Below are 17,445 nucleotides of genomic sequence, written 5' to 3'. Positions count from 1 at the left end.
TAATATGTATCACTATAATTCCGAAACATTAAAGAAAGATTAGAAACTAGTTAATTATATCATTTTATCCCGTATTAACGGGTAGTAAGACTCCTCCCTCAAAATTCGGCGAATGCGAGGTAGGGATTAACTGCCTGTAAAAGCCTTCACTTTATTTTTTTGTACATTAATCTTCCTTTAATGTTTGTTCAGTAACATAAAGGCAAGGATAAGGTGCACATGTAAAGGGAGGAAAACAGAATGGGAAAATGGATGCTGATTGGAGCAATGTCCTGTTTATTCTTAACAGCTTGTTCTACTCAAGCTGATAACAATACAGAAGTACAACAACTGAAAGTGGAAAATGATAAATTACAAAAAGAAGTCGCTCAATTACAACAAGAACCAAGCAAAATAGGGCCTGCTACGAATGATACGAAGCAAACACAAGATTTCAAAAACGAAGTCACATCTATTGTAGAAAAGGCAAATAACACGAAACCAGTTGGAGCAAAAGAAGAAAACCTAAATACGTACTTAGCAGTAAAAAAAGAAATTGACCAACTGGATGACAAGATAGATCTATCTGATAATCAGCTAGAAGCAGATTATCGCGCTGGAACGATAACTGTTGAGCAATATCAAACGCAAGAAAAAGAACACGATATACTGGAAGATCAATTAGAACAAGCAGAAAATGCACTTGAAGCAAGATTTGGAATAGAGGATTAATCATTAAGGAGTGGATGGAAATGTTAAAACATAAAAAGAAAATAATGATAAGTGTAATTGCTATTTTAGTAAGTGGTATTGCTATTATTAGTGGATATTATGGCATGGGTTACAATTATGCAAAAAAGAATGAAAACTACACAGAGAAACAAGTTCGTGAAATTTCTTTAGCTCATACAAATGGAGAAATTATTAATGTGAAAAAAGAATTCGAATTAGAAGATGACAACTTAGCACAATCAAAATTTGAATATGAAGTGGAAATCAAGACACCTGATAATCTGTTAAATATTTTAAAAGTTAGTGCAAGGACAGGTACAATAGAAATTGATAATGAAGATTAAATAAATATCGCGTATTTGAAAAAACTCCGAACAAAATTTGTTTGGAGTTTTTTCATGTTTATACTTTACTATTTTGAAAGGGGAGTGCTACATCGCTATTAAACTAACAAAACAAAATAACACCTAATATGAAAAAATACGCTGTTCTTTCTGAAGAATCCTAGGAAAGGGTAACTTGATATATCACCGCTATAAAAGTATCGTTCCAATCCAAGTGTATATTTGTGACGAGTTGAATTCAAACTTGATACCTTAGATTCACAGATTGTTCTTTTCCTCAAATCGTGCAGATTTGATTACGTATAATTACATAAAAACTTGTCATCGTAACTTTGATATCTTGCTGTTACATTCCAAAATGCATACAACAGCGTGCCTTCAAGGTTATACTGATGCTGGAGGTGATTCAAAGTGACATAAAATCGGAAAATGAGCTTTTTAATAGTCAAGAGAGCTTTAAAGATCAAGTCTTCATTTTGAAACTAAAATCGCTTTTATATTAGGCTTCGAATTTTTATGTGGTACAGACATTAGTTGAAAGATAGGCTTTTCCTGTTCTTATTTATATCGTTAACTTGATAATTTATAAATATGAATTTAGTGGGGGGATATTATGAAAGATAGCAAACGTTTTAATTTTCACAAGCTTTGGCTAGGACAGTCTATAAGTTTGTTAGGTACCCAGCTTACAATGGTAGCTTTGCCTCTTTTTGCATTAGAGGTGCTACAAACAAGCGAGGCAAATGCTGCCATGCTTCGTGGGATTATATTTGTACCCTACCTAATTTTCGGGTTAGTAGCCGGTGCTTTGATAGACATCTTTCATAGGAAAAATGTTTTGCTAATTTGTAGTATATGTCAAGGAGTATTATTTTTATCAGTATTCATACTGACTGTAACAAATATTTTAACGTTCCCTTTATTAGTGTTTATCATGTTTTTAAATGGAATATTTACTACATTTTATAACATTGCTGTTCCTTCTTTCTTACCGGAAATAGTAACAGATAAAGACAAGTTAAAAAAAGGAAATGCTCAACTAGCACTTTCGGAGTCTCTTTCTGTAGTAATTGGTCCTATGCTAGCAGGAATCATCATTACTCTATTTGGATTAACAGGCTCTTTTACTATTGACGCAGTAACGTATTTTGTTTGTTTTGCATTTGTATTATTTATTTCCAAGTTTAAACCGCATACAGAGGGCTCTTTAAAAGACGTAAATATAAAATCCATATACCAAAACATATATGAAGGCTTGGTATATTTTAAAAAACACCCTGTATTAGAACCAATTGTAACCTGTGGCGCTGTTTACGGTTTTTTTAAATACATACTAAATAGTATTTTAGTAATATTCCTGTATAAGGTAATGGGTCTATCTGAACTTGAAATAGGGTTTGTTGTAGGCTCAGCAGCGGTGGGATTTTTAATAGGTAACACGATACTCATGAAAAAAAGTCAACAAATTAATAATACAAAAATGCTTATTTATAGCGCTACTGTATCAGTTACTGGTTTGGCCTTTATACCGATAATGGGATATATGGGAACCATTATCGGTATAGTAGCTGCAAGTATCATACATGGTATGGGAGAAGGTGTATTTGGCCCTTACGCTGCAACCATACGACAACTTGCCTCACCAAGTCACATGCTAGGCCGAGTAAATGCTGTACAACGTACGCTGAATTGGGGGGCTTGGGCATTAGGAAGTTTTGCTAGTGCATTTTTAGTTTCTATATTTGGGCTTCAAACTACGTTATTCATAGGGGGATTCGGAACAACATTGTGTTTAGTGGCGTTGTTAAGACGTGGCGTATCAAAAGGAAATGATATTGAATATACGAGTTCATTTTAGAGGAGATGATTGTGATGCATAAGGTATTAAAAGGAACTGACATAGAAAATAAACCCCACATTTTATTTATAGGGGGATGGACAAAGCCTATACAAGATGCATTAGACAGTGGCTATATTGTTTCGTACATAGGATCGTACGCTAAACACATATATTTTGATGGGACTATCTTAGAAAAATGTTTCTATAAAAAAGAATTAGACACGACAAATATACCCTTGTCTATATACTATGCTGAAGAATTATTCAAAGAGAAACCATTTGATGTGGTTGTATCTTTCAACGAAACAGCATTAGATACGGCTTGCATAATTGCAAAGATTTTTAATGTTAAAGGGCCTTCTTACAATGCTAATATGATAACCCGCAATAAAGACATGATGCGTGAAATGCTAGCAGGTAAAGACTTTTCGATAGATTCGACAGTTTGCAATAACATTAAAGATATTAATGAATTTTTGAACAAAAAAGATAGTATTATAATAAAGCCCCCGATTGGCGCAGGTGGTAAAGGTGTATCTAAGCTAGACACGGGAGATGACGTAGAGGTATTTTTTGAAGAAAATGGTATTCAACTACCTGTTTTAGTGGAAGAGTACATTGAAGGTGATGTAGTTTATACGGTCGAAGCCGTTTCTTATAACAAAAAACATTCTATACTAGCGATATCAGCTGAAGTATTTAAAGAAGGTACGTTTATAATAAACTATACTATTATGCCAGCACCTATAGATGAATCTCAAAAACAATTAATTATGGAAAAAGTAATGCTATTTTTGGACGACATGCAAATGGAAAACGGCATTACTCATACAGAAGTAAAGATAGACAAAAAAAATAAGCCGATAATTATAGAATCTCAGGTTAGAATAGGTGGTGGTAATATCTGGAATATGGTGGAACTAACAACCGGCATATCCCAATTTGGATACTATTATGATGCGTTAGCTACTGAGACTATAGATGAATTTAGATGTGTATCTTCAAAATGTCATGCTATGTCTTTAAGCTTGATTCCAAAACCAGGTTGCTTAAAAGAAATCAAGTATAAGGAGTTAAGTAACATATCCGAGGTCGTATTAATTGATCTATTACTAAAAGAGGGAGACATCATACCACCTATTGTAGATAGCACTCAACGCAAAGGATCTATATTATTTACGACTAGTGATATGAAACGTATGTACGAAGTTGTAGAGGAAATATGTAACAATATAACGTTTGTTTATCAGGATTTAACAGAATGGAAACCTTCTTTTAAAAAATATAAGTAAACAGAAATGTGGCAAATAAATGGTCTATATAAAAAAGAGAAATTTTCGAATTTCCTGATAGCGCTAAACCTAAGCAAAATAATGAACTATCCTATGGAAGAAAGTTGAGGGAGCTAATCGCATATGTTTTATTGAAAGGATGTGATTGAATTATGGAACGGCCGAATTGGGGAATTGGAGGATTAGTATTCGTTGGCTGTATGTTTCTTGGTGGAGGAGTGGGATCTATGTTAGGTAATGCCCAAACTGGATGGCTAATAGGAATGGGCATTGGATTTCTTGGGATGGCTTTAACGAGACTGTTCAGAAAATAATGTAACTGAGATTCTTCTTCTGGTAAATAAGGAAATATGTAAGTAATTCATGGCATAAGAGTTCTATAAATTATAGTTAGAATCTTCTCTTTTGTATTTGTCTTTTCAAAATTTCTCCATACATAGATACGATTCTCAAGTCGGAGGATAGCACCTTAGGGTGTCTTTTTTATGCTTTTTAAAAATGTCTTACCATATAATAGCTGAGTTTTGCTTTCAGTCTCCAATGCCCATTAAACATAAAATGAAAATTCTGCACCATTTAAACTCTGATAACAATTCATACGATCAAGAATAATTGAGCTAATAGCTCTCGGTAGATTGCCATCATTTTTTTTATAGATTAGATTCATTACCGTTTCAGACCTATGTATTCATTCATAACCTAACAGTAAAAGGGGGGATGATTAAAGGTATGGCGTTTAATGATGAATTAATTTGTCAACAGTTTGCAAGAATTATCGGCGGGCAAGAAGGATTCGCCGGTGGGAAATGCGTGGCAACAATAAACAGGGATGAAATACGAGCAACAATCTTGGGAAAACGTTTTAGAGTAACAACTTCCTTTTCATTCGAATCACGAGACAATAAAACTGGACGAGCATTATGCCTAGGCCGAGTAGCACTCTTACAAAAAGAAGTCACTGAATTTGTGGCGACAATTATTAAACAAGGAATAATTGTTTCGTCTATACACAATGAGTGGTTATGTGATGATCCAAATTTGATTTACGTTAATATCGAAGACGTTGATGATCCACTAAATTTTGCAAGAAAAGTGAGAAGAGCATTGTGCAATTAACTAAGTTTTTTAGTTAAATGAGTGATTACGTTAAATAGAAGATTTCAGCGTGTTGAATGTTATATTTGTAAAATAGATTTAAGTGGATGGTTTTATAAAACGAAAGAAGGTGTTTCATATTTGGAATGCCTTTTCTTTATGTTTTCGTTGCTAATGTGGGTGGTTAACGGATTATATGCTGTTTATCTTGCAACAGCAAGAACTGGACGAGGTATCTTTAAAGGTATTTGACTATTTGTAGATACCATATTTTATCAAATGTTATTAGCATATCATAAAACGACAGAGGAGAAATCGCCAGAGAAATACGTCAAATTAGTCATTCCTTCTATAATCTAAGGGGGGCGATTTTGTTTTCGAAAAATAATAGGTAAATCATTTGACAATTAAAATAATCTACTTTAATATATGTGCCATAGCATATATATGGTGAAACAAATACATTCATTGTGAATGATTGACTGGTATGCTATATCCTTTTATATCTTAATTTATAGAGGTGATATATGAACTTACATGATTTAATAGGCTATCTTGTTCATCGTACTGATGTGAAAATGACCAATTATTTTACGAAGAAATTAAAGCCTTATGGAGTTACGCCAGAGCAGTGGGGGATTATTAGTGTTCTTTGTAGCCAAAGGAGCACTACTCAAAAAGAGTTGGCGGAAGCTATTGATAAAGATCAAACTACTGTTGTTAGAATGATACAGTCAATGGAGAGAAAAGGGATTGTAAGGAAGGCTTTGAATGACCAAGATAGGCGTTCACATAACCTTTTTTTAACTGAAAAAGGTGACGAGTTAAAGAAAACAATCTTGCCTGTAGTGAAAGACGCTCACCATTTCGTTACGAGTAATTTGAGCGAGGAAGAAATTAAAGTATTACAATCGTTATTAAACAAATTGTATGATACACGCTATTAATATTTGTTCCTTATTGATGCTATGCTATTCATAAGGAACAAACTTTGTTTTAGGTATTATATGTGCTATAGCATATAATTTTTGTTTGTTTGGACGAATGGAAAGATAACTTTATTTTGTATCATATCTGATTCAGGTTCACTTTTTTGCCTAGTACCAGTCAAATTTTTGTATTATATATGCTATAGCATATAATTTTCAGCCCTTTAATATTGAAAAGGGTAATGTAAATTGAAGCGACTTCCATACGGGTAATCTCAGGAAATAGGGTAAAGGTAGTGACTACTACCTGAACAATACTGAGTTTTTATCAAATAATAAGAAAGGTGTGATTACTATTTTAATTTTCATCAATATTGTAAAAGTAGTGTTGTTTCTGTTCTTTTTAATGACAGGAACGAAAATTATATCGGGGAAAATGGCAGATGAATTCAAACGATTTGGTTTACCTTCGTTTTTTAATTTCTTAACTGGAGCTTTTGAGATTGTAGGAGCGATTGGAATGTTGATAGGAATTTGGATTCCAACAATAGCTTTATTAGCAGGATTGTTATTAGGCGGTACGATGCTTGCAGCCGCATTAACTCTAATTGTATTAGCGAGAGATCCCTTTAAGAAAGCAATACCTGCACTTGTTTTGTTTGTCCTTAGTTTAGGGATAAGTTTGTATCACATTTTTTAAACATAACTGAAAACTATTAAACTTTCACTTTATGCGTTCAAGTTACTATCGTTTTGTGATTATGTTACAAATAGGGGGATTCTCCAATTAGTGCTTGAATAATAATAGCAATATGGATTTAGACATTACTTTCATTCGAATCATGATCAGTAAAAGAATGGGAAGAATTTTTATACAAAGGAATTCCCGATGAATTTTATATTAAAAATAGGAGTGAGTGAAAATGGCATATTTATTACAAGTCGATTTTCCGTTTGAAGGTCCTTTTGGTGAAGAAATGGAAAAAGGATTTTGGGATTTAGCAAAAAGTATTAACGAAGAAGAAGGATTCCATTGGAAAATATGGACTGAGAATGAAGAAACAAAAGAAGCTGGAGGCATTTATGTATTTGAAGAAAAACAAGATGCTGAAAAATACGCGGAAATGCACAAGAGCAGACTTGAAGCAGCTGGTGTAAAAGATATTAGAGTAAGAATTTTTAACATCAATGAAAAGTTAACTAAGTTGAATCGTGGTTTTATTAAATAATTCCGACAGTCGGAGCAAGCGTAAAAAGGAGGGGGATAATCCCCTCTTTTTTTAATTCTTAAATTGATGGTGAGGGGACTCGCATAAAAAATAATCAATTATAAAAGTAATTTTGAACGTAAGGAATTTGTAAGGAAGAGGTAAGAAAAAAGAGATTTTCCTTGTGTAAGATGAAAATGTAAAGAAGAGTGAGAGGAGAAAAATACTATATATTTCTATAAAAAACAAATCAATTAATAAGACTTGTTTGGAGGAAAAGAGACATTACAGATTCAATGTCGTCCTTTTGCAGTGGGGTAAGAAGAAAGCTGTGTGATTAGTTCCAAACAGCAAATAACCATTTATACAATATGAATAGGGGAGAGGATTATTTTGATGAAAAAGCATCGCCAAATTACATGTACAGGTTTAGCCCTTTTAATAACTGGAGGTTCCCTGTTTTATACAACTCCAACCTCAAGTGTAAAAGCGGAGTCCATTCAAAATGTATCTAGTTCGTTACAAACAAGCACCCAAAGAGATCATAATTCCGTCAAAGAGGCAATGCGGGATACATTGAAACTAGGATATCCAGGGATACTTGCTAAAACTTCTGAGAGTGGAAAAACATGGAGTTATGCGGCTGGTGTAGCTGATCTGAGTACTAAGAAACCAATGAAAACAGATTTTCGTTTTCGAATTGGCAGCGTGACAAAGACGTTCACTGCAACAGTTATACTTCAATTAGCAGGAGAAAACCGCTTAAATCTAGACGATTCTATTGAAAAATGGATACCTGGTGTCATTCAAGGAAATGGATATGATGATAAACAGATTACTATCCGGCAATTATTGAATCACACAAGTGGTATCGCTAATTACACAAGGTCAAAGGATTTTAATATGATGGATACAAAAAAATCTTATACTGCTGAAGGATTAGTAAAGATGGGAATATCCATGCCTCCAGATTTTGCTCCAGGAAAGAGCTGGTCGTATTCAAATACAGGATATGTATTACTAGGAATTCTTATTGAAAAAGTAACTGGGAACAGCTATGCGGAAGAGATTGAAAATCGAATTATTGAACCACTTGAATTAGCGAATACATTCTTACCTGGAAATTCAAGCGTCATTCCAGGAACCAAGCATGCCCGTGGATATATCCAATTAGACGGAGCAAGTGAGCCAAAAGATGTTACTTATTATAACCCAAGTATGGGGAGCTCAGCCGGAGATATGATTTCTACAGCTGATGATTTAAACAAATTCTTTTCTTGTTTACTTGGGGGCAAGTTATTGAAAGAACAGCAACTAAAGCAAATGCTTACAACAGTCCCTACAGGAGTAGATGAGCTTGGTGATTCCGGGCTTGGAATTTTCAAAATGAAGCTTTCAAACGGTGAATCGATATGGGGGCATGGAGGAACCATTCCTGGCTTTTTAACTTTTGCTGGAGGCACACTTGGAGGCAAGCATACATTGGCAGTCAATTTGAACAGCCTTAAAGCTGATACTCCTGATCCTTTTAAAAATATTTTACTTGCTGAATTTAGCAAGTAGTCTAAAAGTAAAAACGGGTAAAATTTATCATAGTTTCATAGTTACACAAATGAATGATGAAAACGATCAATTATTTAAGGAGGTAATTCCGTGATGAAAAATAAGCTAACTGGTGTGTTAGCCACTGCATTAGCGGTAACTATGATTCTACCAACCGGAGCGAAAGCATTTTCTGAAAGTAAGACTACTGTTGTAATTGGTGAAGAAGTAGCTAGTCAGGAACTGAAGAAGATTGCAGCAGAGAAGGCGGAGCTACTTACGAAGTCCCATGGGGCAGCTAGCGTGCAGTATGCACTAATTGATAATGGAAAACTTATTTTGTCGGGTCAGGCTGGCAAGAACGATATGGAAGGGGAAAAGCCGCTAACCAAAGATACTTTATACGGGATTGGTTCAGTTAGTAAAATGTATGCAACAGCGGCTGTAATGAAATTGGTCGATGAAGGAAAAGTCGATTTGGATGCTCCTGTTGTCCGCTATGTTCCTGATTTTAAGATGAAGGACGGTCGATACAAACGTATTACACCGCGTATGTTATTGAATCACTCCTCTGGATTGCAAGGTTCTACGTTAGGTAATGCATTTTTATTTAACGATAATGATACCTATGCCCATGATACCTTGTTACAGCAATTGTCAAATCAAAACTTGAAGGCGGACCCTGGTGCTTTCTCAGTATACTGTAACGATGGTTTTACGCTGGCCGAAATTTTGGTGGAAAGAGTTAGTGGTATGAGCTTTACTGAATTTCTACATCAAAACTTTACAGGGCCTTTAAAAATGAATCATACGAAAACGCCACAGGACAAATGGAGGGATGAAAATCGGGCTGGACTATATTACTCGGCGTACCAAGGGCAACTTCCAATTGAATCGGTGAATGTTATTGGTACGGGAGGCATATCTTCCACGGCAGAAGATATGGTGCGATTCTCACAACTATTTATGGGACAGGGAAAAGGAATCCTCTCTGATAAGGTAGTTAAGGCAATGGAGCAAGAGGAATATAAAAAAGGAATGTGGCCGGGGGCTGGCGAGAATATTTTTAACTATGGTCTTGGCTGGGATAGTGTGGAACTATACCCATTCAGTGAATATGGGATCAAAGCTTTGGCTAAGGGCGGCGATACGGCATTGCAACATGCTATATTAGTCGTGCTTCCGGAACAGAAAATAGCAGCGGCTGTATTGACATCTGGTGGACGGAGCTCTACAAATCAGCTAATGGCAACTGAATTGCTGCTCGCTACGCTTAAAGAAAAAGGTACTATTAAAGAAATCAAGCCGAACAAATCCTTTGGTAAGCCGGTCAAAGTCAAAATGCCTCAAGGCGTAGCAAAGAAAGCAGGATTTTATGGCAATAGCGAAACTCATTTTAAAATTGAAATTACGAAGAACGGTGAACTATTCTTACCATCTAATCCAGAAGAAAAATATGTATATACTGCTGATGGAAGCTTTATTAATGAGGGGGGTACTTCCAAGCTCAACTTCGTAACCGAGAAGAATGGAAGAACTTATTTGAAGGAGAGCGCATATAAATCTTATCCAGGTTTAGGGCAAAGTGTAATGACCCACTATTTAGCTGAGAAACTAGAAGACAACGTGCTTTCGAAGAAAACCGCTGCTGCATGGGCAAAGAGGGAAGGTGTCAAGTTTTATCGTGTAAACGAGAAATTTAGTTCTATTCAATATCTTGTTCAGTCGAAACATCTTAGTACTCAAATTACTCGCAAGGAAGGCCCAGCAGGCTATTGGGATGGCAGAAAAATTACAGGTCCGAACACCGCGGTGCATCAGATCCAAGTACCCGTGATGAATGGTCGTGATACGACGGAAACACACTTCTATACAGAAGGCGGCAATGAATATATGGAGATGGCTGGATTGTTATACGTAAGTGAATCTAATGTAAAACCAATTGATGTAGGCCAATCATCCAAAGTTACGCTGGGAGCAAATGGACATGCGAAATGGTTTACAATTCCACAAGCGGCAACAGACAAAAGGATGACCGTGACGCTGCCATCAAATGGTTCATTTGCGGTGTATGATGAGAAGGGAGTTTGCGTCAACTTCACCATTGTGAGTGGCAATAACAAGGTGGAACTTCCGAAGAACGGAACAATCGTATTCGCTGGGGCACCGAAATCGGAATTTGCAATCTCGGTGAACTAGCTATAATTTAAGATGATCTTAAACAAAACCAGTACGGTACAGAAAAGATGTATTACTGGTTTTGTTTGTATTTATGCATTCTCAATGAAAAAGCTTGAATAATATCACGCTCAAGCACTATAAAAACATCAAAACTAGAAAATTAGTATCTCTAGAAGATGTACAGTTTTTTTGGAGTTGAATAATTTTAACAGCGTAGAGAGATTAAATTTCTACTCTTTTTCTTCAATTAATATAATGTGTATGTACATACACATTATATTTTTATTCCATAAATTTTAAAATTTTGTTCACGATAGTTTGAAATTGTAAAAAAAGAAAATATGTGGCACGACATGACTTTGTTTTTATACAGCTTTGTAATTAAACTATAATATTGTATTTTTTCTTCATTATTGAAATTAGTAATAATAAAATGTATTATTGAAAAGCACAATTTATAATTCAAGTAATCAAGCATATGTACCCATAATAATTTGAACATTCAGAAATTATAATATTGTCTAAAAACGAGGTGAGATTCATAGAAACAGTACATATTAAGTGGTATGGCATGTATAGTATAAATGACTTTTATAATAGGGAAGAAGCTTCTAAGAAGGGGATATTTGCAATCTCTAGAGTATATGCTAAGAATGTAACATTGCTCTATATAGGACAAACTAAAAGAAGCTTTATACAAAAGATAAGAGAACTTAATAAAGAGTGGGCTTTTGATGAGAGCGAATTAAAGATTACATTAGGAATAATAGAATTTCCTAGTGGTGAACTTTACTCTGAAAAGAAGGTAAAAGAGATAAAATCTCTTTTGATTTTACGACATACCCCATTAGAAAACGAAACATCTTTATTATACTATAGAGGGAAATTTAATTTTAAAATTATTAATAAGGGAAGAAGAGGTTTAATTGTTAAAAAGCTTTCTACAGGAGATCTAATGTGGACGTAATTGGAATCACCTTTGAATAAAATTGAAGGTTTCTTAAGTGCAGAAGCTTATCAATTTTTAATGTATTAAACTATTTTGAATAACATATGTCAGATACTTGAAAAAACACAAATTTTATTATGATATGAAATCCTGTATGGAAAGTGTAGTTTATTTCTATTGTTTAATAAAAATATTAAGAATTTTAGGGATAATACATAAAGAGTAGAGGAGAAAGTAAACACGGAGGTTTGAAGAATGGGACAAGTAAGCAGATTTCAAGAAAAACAACAGAATCGTCGTCAAAAGGCAATTTTTAATATTGCATTTACTTTGGTATTAGTGACAGTTGGTATAGTGACATACCAATTGTTTACCCCTTCTAATACATCAACGAAAGCAATTGCTCAAGAAAAGAAAGTAACAAAGATAGAAGAGAAGAAAACTGAAGATAAAGAAACAGCAAAGATAGAAGAGAAGAAAACTGAAGATAAAGAAACAGCAAAGATAGAAGAGAAGAAAACTGAAGATAAAGAAACAGCAAAGATAGAAGAGAAGAAAACTGAAGATAAAGAAGCAACAAAGTTAGAAGAGAAGAAAACTAAAGATAAAGAAATAGCAAAGATAGAAGAAAAGAAAAGCGAAGATAAAGAAGCAGCACAGTTAGAAGGGAAACAAAAAGTAGAAAAATCGGTAAAAACGAACGGAACTGAAAATAAAGAGGAAGAAAAAACGGTATCTCAAGAAAAGGATCCTCAAACTAATCCTTCATGGAAGCCAATTGGTACAGAGCAAGGAGCAAAACCTGATATGAAATTTAAAGAAGGAACAGTAGATTGGAGTGAGATGAAAAAAGCAATCTCTTATGCTGTTGATGTTCCAGAGAGCCAATTGATTTTCGATTTTATTGGAAATAATGGTAATAATAAAGCCTACGGTAATGTACGAGATAAACAAAGTAATAAAAAATATAAGGTTAATATTGATTGGGTAGAGAATCAAGGGTGGAAACCAGCATCTGTACAAGTGGTAAAATAAATAATAGAAATGTAATTATATGTTTAAAAGGACAGTAGTATTAGGCACTCATGGAGCTGTAATGACTTTGATGTTGTATGAACTTAGCTTGATAGCGATGGGGTACCGCCAACAAGACGCGAATTTTGCACGCTAAGCAAAAAAATAATAAGCTGTCCACATGGACAGCTTATTTACATAATTCTTGTTATTGGAAGTCGTTTTGAAATTCTATATGTTTACTTTTTTCTTGTTCTTACGAATAAACCACAACACCACAGTTAAAAATAATAAAAAACTCAGTAAAAAGAGCGGTATTTTTTGAATAAAGAAAAATCCTTTCCAAAAATCTAACCTAGTACTATCAGGAGAATCTGTTGCCATCCCACCTATAAAAAAAGACAACGGAATAGTAAGTATATTTATCCCTAAACCGATCATTACGAATGATAGATTTTTACTCCAGATTTTTGGTAATGCAGCCATAATAAATAAAACTAATGCAGTACCAATTATAAGAAACAGTACTCCAAAATAAAATGCAAAATATAAAATAATTCCCATAATCCCCCTCCAAGACTTTAATTGTACCATCAATAAGGGCAATTTTGGATGAATATGATATTCGTATATAGTTAACACAACGCCCCATTATCGGTAGTAAATAATTTCATAGAATCCTTGTATGTACAGGGGGTCTTGTTTTTTGGTCTATGTATCTCTTATATAGGATTTTATACATCATTGATGTAGCGGGGATATGAGGGAGCCTCGCTTTTCTTTTTTTGCATAAAATTTTGTATGAAAACAGTTGAGTTATAATGCTTTATGCTGAAAAATAAAAACTTTTCTTTGAATTTGAAAAAGAAGGTGTTACCTTGTCAAGTGTTGAAGAAAATGAGATAGCAACTGTTGCTACAGATAGTGTAACGGATACAGAACACGAACTTCATCACATGAGGGTCATCCGAAATCGGTACTTGGGTTAATCGTCAGCTGAGATCTTTGGAATTGAACCGACGGGTAACTTTAACAAAATAAGGAGTACAATTAAACAGCCTAAAATATGCAAGTTTTTATGCGAAACTGCTTGCGTATTTTGGCTATTTTTGCATTCGTAAAAGTGCTATAAGTAAACAGCATTTTTAAATTGCCAAATACCCCCATGAGATCAATGGGACTTATATTCCACTTCTTTATCAGAATTATATTAAGAAGTGGAAATAGTATAAGTACCCAAAAAACGATAATAAAAACTGTATTCATCAGTTTCTACTCCTTATGTGAATCATAAAGTTATTATCCCGTTTATTGTGGGCTGACTAAAGTTTCACTTTATCTCTCCGTCTCAAAAAACTCAATCCACTCCCCATCAGGACCAGCGAAGAATAAGTAACGTGTTCCATCTGGTAATGTTTCGATTTCTTCTCCTAGTAAAAAGGTTACGCCGTGTTTTTGTATTCTTTCAATTTCATCCTCTAATGAATCTACCTTAAAGCAAATGTGATGTACTTTTCCTTCTGCCGGAAGAGAAGAGTTATAACCTTCAATGAGTTCGAGTATCGTTTCCTTCGATTCTTCCACACCTAAAAAAGCGAGTTTTAAGTCTGGGTTCGGGTGCCCCATACGTTTAAGGAGCTGTAAGCCGACTACTTCTTCATAAAATGAGATAGATGCTTCTAAGTTTGCAACCATAAGTCCAACGTGTTCTATTCTTCTAACTGGCATGTAGATTCCTTCTTTCTGAAAATTATATACAATATATTATTGAAAATTAAGAAAATAAGCAAGATAAAAACCTTACAAATTTTAGCGTGTTATATGGTATAGTGAGAAAGTATGTTTGGGGAGAAGGAAGGAGATTATACGATGAATACAACTACTCAAACTCCTTCATTATCGGAAACGATGAAAGAGTGGCATTATGCATTAGCATATGAAATTAAACATTGGAAAACGATAGGTGGTAGTAAAATTTCTATCATGAATGGTCGTTTTTTATATACAGATTATGAAAGTACAGTATACGTATTTCAGCTTATTTCGGAAGTAAGCTTACCTGAAGGTTCACCGATTCGAATTGAGTTCGATGGTGAGGAAGCGACAGGAGAAGTATTATCTGTACATGGATTAGAAATAGAACTGAAATTAAATGATTATATACAAGGTGAAATAAGAGAGGCGGTTTTATACAGTGAACCGTGGCAACTTTTAGAGCAACTGCAAGAGCGATTGAAAGAAGCACGTAAAGATAAGCTGAAACGTAATCGTATAAAGCGTCTTGTTGATGGGACGAGCAGCCCGAAACATATTGAGAAGATGAAAAATCCAAAAAATGAACTGGCATATCGCGCGTTTTATAATCCGACAACGTACGTATGGGGACCGCCGGGAACAGGGAAGTCTTACAATTTATCACGTATTATTTCGGCCCATTATCAAAAAGGAAAATCGGTACTTGTGTTAGCTCATAGTAATGCGGCAGTAGACGTATTAATGAGTGAAGTAACGAAGCAAATTGAGAAGAAAAAGAAATGGACGCCTGGCGAAATTGTTCGTTACGGTTATAGTCAACATGAACATATACGAAATCATGAAACGTTACTTGCATCTAAGTTAGTTGAAACGACGAACGGATCATGGGGTGAGGAAAGACTCTACTTGGAAGAGACACGCCAAGAGCTTCGTGAAAAAATCTTATCGTATAAGGCAACGTCCTCTGATAAGAAGCGTATGCAGGAGATTGAAAGTGATCTTCGAAAGCAAAAGGCTAAAATTAAAGAAGTAGAAAAAGAATATATTGAAAATGCGAAAGTAATCGGCGCAACTTTATCGAAATGTGCCATTGATGCGCTAATTTATGAGCGTACATTTGATTTAGTTGTCGTAGATGAGGTGAGTATGGCGTTCGTTCCGCAAATTGCATTAGCTGCTTCACTTGGAAAACGTATCGTCGTTTGCGGTGACTTTTTACAGTTACCTCCAATTGCGATGGCAAATCATGAACTCGTTCGCAAATGGCTTGGGGAAGATATGTTTTACCATGCTGGGATTGTTGAGTCTGTTAATAAATCAGAAGCACACCCAAACCTATTTATGTTGCAGGAACAAAGACGTATGCATGCGGATATATCGAAGTTTACGAATTCGTTTATTTATAAAAATAGAGTATACGATCATCCGTCTGTTTCAGAGCGTAAAGAACTTGCGCAATTGCAGCCGTTTGCAAATGAAGCGAGTGTTTTATTTGATACGAGCCAAATGGGAGCTTTTTCGTTAAAAGATGCTGCTTCTGGTTCACGTTTTAACATTATGTCTGGTTTAGTAGCAATGCAAATGATGTTAATCGGATTGTTAGACGGTGTTCAATCAATTGGTATTGTGACACCTTACAGGGCGCAGTCACGCTTTTTATCGACGTGTATTAGAGAAATGTTGCAGAGAACGAAATATCAAAACATACCAGTTTTAGCGGCGACAGTTCATAAGTTTCAAGGTTCTGAAAGAGATATGATGATTTTTGATACAGTGGACAGTTATCCGCAAGAACGACCTGGCGTATTATTCTTTGATCACAAAAACCATCGCCTCGTCAATGTAGCAGTGACAAGGGCGAGAGGGAAGTTCATTCAATTATCAGATTGCCATTATATGCGTAAAAACCTTTCGAGAAAACAAGCGTTATCACAATTAACAGCTCATATAGAACGTCACGGAGATGTGTATGATCGCACGACATCAAGACAATTGTGGGAACGAAAAATATCGAAACGTTTACGCTGGTTTATGGAAATGAATCTTGAGGAAACGAAAGGGCTATTAAAAGATATTTTAGCAGCAAAACGAAAAATTATTATTTCACTTCCAAGTACAAAACAAGTGGATAAGCGAGTATGGCAAGCGTTAATGCGTACAAATGCGCAAATAACAGTGTATAGTGACGGACCAGTTCCACTGAAAAATGTAAAGTTACAAAGACAAAATAAAGCATTCCCGTTCCTAGTAATCGATGATGAAATCTTCTGGGCAGGCGCACCGCTTACATCTCAAATGATGTTTGAAGGTAGTACGGAATTTCCGTACGTATGTGCAAGACTGCAAGCACCTGAGACAATTGGTGTATTAAAAGGATTTTTAGATATTCGGTAAATTCGGATAGGAATTCCTTGACTTTTACTTGGAATGAACTTAGAATAAAAAATAATTTAATATAATTTTATGAAAATTCTTATCACGAGAGGTGGAGGGACTGGCCCTATGATACCTCGGCAGCGGATTCGTTATGAATACTGTGCCAATTCCAGCAAGGTAACTTGAAAGATAAGAAAGAAGCTCATTTT

General features: G+C 34.9%; 16 protein-coding genes and 1 riboswitch. Of the genes, 14 read left to right on the top strand and 2 right to left on the bottom strand.

Annotated elements, in window-relative coordinates:
- The first annotated feature begins 240 nt into the window (after window positions 1-240).
- The 13 genes from GD442_RS15065 (at window position 241) to GD442_RS15010 (ending at window position 13,126) form a co-directional block, all read left to right on the top strand.
- On the top strand, window positions 241-711 hold the full coding sequence (locus GD442_RS15065; protein ID WP_000521300.1) for a hypothetical protein: 471 nt from the start codon (window positions 241-243) through the stop codon (window positions 709-711).
- 20 nt (window positions 712-731) lie between these two features.
- On the top strand, window positions 732-1,055 hold the full coding sequence (locus GD442_RS15060; protein WP_000912138.1) for a PepSY domain-containing protein: 324 nt from the start codon (window positions 732-734) through the stop codon (window positions 1,053-1,055).
- A 613-nt stretch (window positions 1,056-1,668) separates the two neighbouring features.
- Complete coding sequence (locus GD442_RS15055; protein ID WP_000655287.1) at window positions 1,669-2,913, top strand: MFS transporter; 1,245 nt, start codon at window positions 1,669-1,671, stop codon at window positions 2,911-2,913.
- A gap of 14 nt (window positions 2,914-2,927) precedes the next feature.
- Window positions 2,928-4,187 carry an ATP-grasp domain-containing protein gene (locus tag GD442_RS15050; RefSeq protein ID WP_000549725.1) on the top strand — a complete coding sequence of 420 codons (1,260 nt, stop codon included), beginning with the start codon at window positions 2,928-2,930 and terminating at the stop codon, window positions 4,185-4,187.
- A 152-nt stretch (window positions 4,188-4,339) separates the two neighbouring features.
- Complete coding sequence (locus GD442_RS27785; RefSeq protein ID WP_000441009.1) at window positions 4,340-4,501, top strand: hypothetical protein; 162 nt, start codon at window positions 4,340-4,342, stop codon at window positions 4,499-4,501.
- A gap of 403 nt (window positions 4,502-4,904) precedes the next feature.
- Window positions 4,905-5,303, top strand: coding sequence for a DUF1259 domain-containing protein (locus tag GD442_RS15045; protein ID WP_000589729.1), 399 nt, complete (start codon window positions 4,905-4,907; stop codon window positions 5,301-5,303).
- 506 nt (window positions 5,304-5,809) lie between these two features.
- On the top strand, window positions 5,810-6,229 hold the full coding sequence (locus tag GD442_RS15040) for a MarR family winged helix-turn-helix transcriptional regulator (protein WP_001048567.1): 420 nt from the start codon (window positions 5,810-5,812) through the stop codon (window positions 6,227-6,229).
- A 331-nt stretch (window positions 6,230-6,560) separates the two neighbouring features.
- Window positions 6,561-6,911, top strand: a complete 351-nt coding sequence (locus GD442_RS15035; RefSeq protein WP_025686870.1) for a DoxX family protein — start codon at window positions 6,561-6,563, stop codon at window positions 6,909-6,911.
- Between the two features lie 223 nt (window positions 6,912-7,134).
- Window positions 7,135-7,440: a monooxygenase gene (locus GD442_RS15030; protein WP_000323758.1), complete on the top strand. Its 306-nt coding sequence runs from the start codon at window positions 7,135-7,137 to the stop codon at window positions 7,438-7,440.
- A gap of 375 nt (window positions 7,441-7,815) precedes the next feature.
- Window positions 7,816-8,982 (top strand): serine hydrolase domain-containing protein, encoded by a 1,167-nt coding sequence (locus GD442_RS15025; protein ID WP_000716614.1) that lies wholly within the window; start codon window positions 7,816-7,818, stop codon window positions 8,980-8,982.
- Between the two features lie 93 nt (window positions 8,983-9,075).
- Window positions 9,076-11,160, top strand: coding sequence for a serine hydrolase domain-containing protein (locus GD442_RS15020; protein WP_000791777.1), 2,085 nt, complete (start codon window positions 9,076-9,078; stop codon window positions 11,158-11,160).
- Between the two features lie 514 nt (window positions 11,161-11,674).
- Complete coding sequence (locus GD442_RS15015) at window positions 11,675-12,109, top strand: hypothetical protein (protein ID WP_002164503.1); 435 nt, start codon at window positions 11,675-11,677, stop codon at window positions 12,107-12,109.
- A gap of 237 nt (window positions 12,110-12,346) precedes the next feature.
- The gene (locus GD442_RS15010) at window positions 12,347-13,126 is read left to right on the top strand and encodes a YrrS family protein (protein WP_078421399.1); all 780 of its coding nucleotides are present in this window, start codon (window positions 12,347-12,349) and stop codon (window positions 13,124-13,126) included.
- A 210-nt stretch (window positions 13,127-13,336) separates the two neighbouring features.
- Here GD442_RS15010 and GD442_RS15005 read toward each other — a convergent pair whose 3' ends face one another.
- Both GD442_RS15005 and GD442_RS14995 read right to left on the bottom strand, forming a co-directional pair.
- On the bottom strand, window positions 13,337-13,669 hold the full coding sequence (locus GD442_RS15005) for a hypothetical protein (protein ID WP_000511402.1): 333 nt from the start codon (window positions 13,667-13,669) through the stop codon (window positions 13,337-13,339).
- Window positions 13,670-14,440: 771 nt separating this feature from the next.
- Window positions 14,441-14,833 carry a VOC family protein gene (locus GD442_RS14995; protein WP_159365113.1) on the bottom strand — a complete coding sequence of 131 codons (393 nt, stop codon included), beginning with the start codon at window positions 14,831-14,833 and terminating at the stop codon, window positions 14,441-14,443.
- Between the two features lie 111 nt (window positions 14,834-14,944).
- Here GD442_RS14995 and GD442_RS14990 point away from each other — a divergent pair, with 111 nt between their 5' ends.
- Window positions 14,945-17,254 carry an AAA domain-containing protein gene (locus tag GD442_RS14990; protein ID WP_002041447.1) on the top strand — a complete coding sequence of 770 codons (2,310 nt, stop codon included), beginning with the start codon at window positions 14,945-14,947 and terminating at the stop codon, window positions 17,252-17,254.
- 76 nt (window positions 17,255-17,330) lie between these two features.
- Window positions 17,331-17,432, top strand: a riboswitch (SAM riboswitch).
- The last annotated feature ends 13 nt before the right edge of the window (window positions 17,433-17,445 follow it).

The organism is Bacillus sp. A260 (assembly GCF_009861435.1).
Taxonomy (GTDB): domain Bacteria; phylum Bacillota; class Bacilli; order Bacillales; family Bacillaceae_G; genus Bacillus_A; species Bacillus_A cereus.
This window is presented reverse-complemented; position numbering and strand designations above follow the sequence as displayed.

Excerpts from the sequence above, each read along its gene's own strand:
- GD442_RS14995 (WP_159365113.1), bottom strand. The coding sequence starts at position 14,833 with ATGCCAGTTAGAAGAATAGAACACGTTGGACTTATGGTTGCAAACTTA.
- GD442_RS15025 (WP_000716614.1), top strand. The coding sequence starts at position 7,816 with ATGAAAAAGCATCGCCAAATTACATGTACAGGTTTAGCCCTTTTAATA.
- GD442_RS15030 (WP_000323758.1), top strand. The coding sequence starts at position 7,135 with ATGGCATATTTATTACAAGTCGATTTTCCGTTTGAAGGTCCTTTTGGT.
- GD442_RS15045 (WP_000589729.1), top strand. The coding sequence starts at position 4,905 with ATGATTAAAGGTATGGCGTTTAATGATGAATTAATTTGTCAACAGTTT.
- GD442_RS15005 (WP_000511402.1), bottom strand. The coding sequence starts at position 13,669 with ATGGGAATTATTTTATATTTTGCATTTTATTTTGGAGTACTGTTTCTT.
- GD442_RS14990 (WP_002041447.1), top strand. The coding sequence starts at position 14,945 with ATGTTTGGGGAGAAGGAAGGAGATTATACGATGAATACAACTACTCAA.
- GD442_RS15040 (WP_001048567.1), top strand. The coding sequence starts at position 5,810 with ATGAACTTACATGATTTAATAGGCTATCTTGTTCATCGTACTGATGTG.
- GD442_RS15010 (WP_078421399.1), top strand. The coding sequence starts at position 12,347 with ATGGGACAAGTAAGCAGATTTCAAGAAAAACAACAGAATCGTCGTCAA.
- GD442_RS15050 (WP_000549725.1), top strand. The coding sequence starts at position 2,928 with ATGCATAAGGTATTAAAAGGAACTGACATAGAAAATAAACCCCACATT.
- GD442_RS15020 (WP_000791777.1), top strand. The coding sequence starts at position 9,076 with ATGAAAAATAAGCTAACTGGTGTGTTAGCCACTGCATTAGCGGTAACT.
- GD442_RS15060 (WP_000912138.1), top strand. The coding sequence starts at position 732 with ATGTTAAAACATAAAAAGAAAATAATGATAAGTGTAATTGCTATTTTA.
- GD442_RS15055 (WP_000655287.1), top strand. The coding sequence starts at position 1,669 with ATGAAAGATAGCAAACGTTTTAATTTTCACAAGCTTTGGCTAGGACAG.
- GD442_RS15065 (WP_000521300.1), top strand. The coding sequence starts at position 241 with ATGGGAAAATGGATGCTGATTGGAGCAATGTCCTGTTTATTCTTAACA.
- GD442_RS27785 (WP_000441009.1), top strand. The coding sequence starts at position 4,340 with ATGGAACGGCCGAATTGGGGAATTGGAGGATTAGTATTCGTTGGCTGT.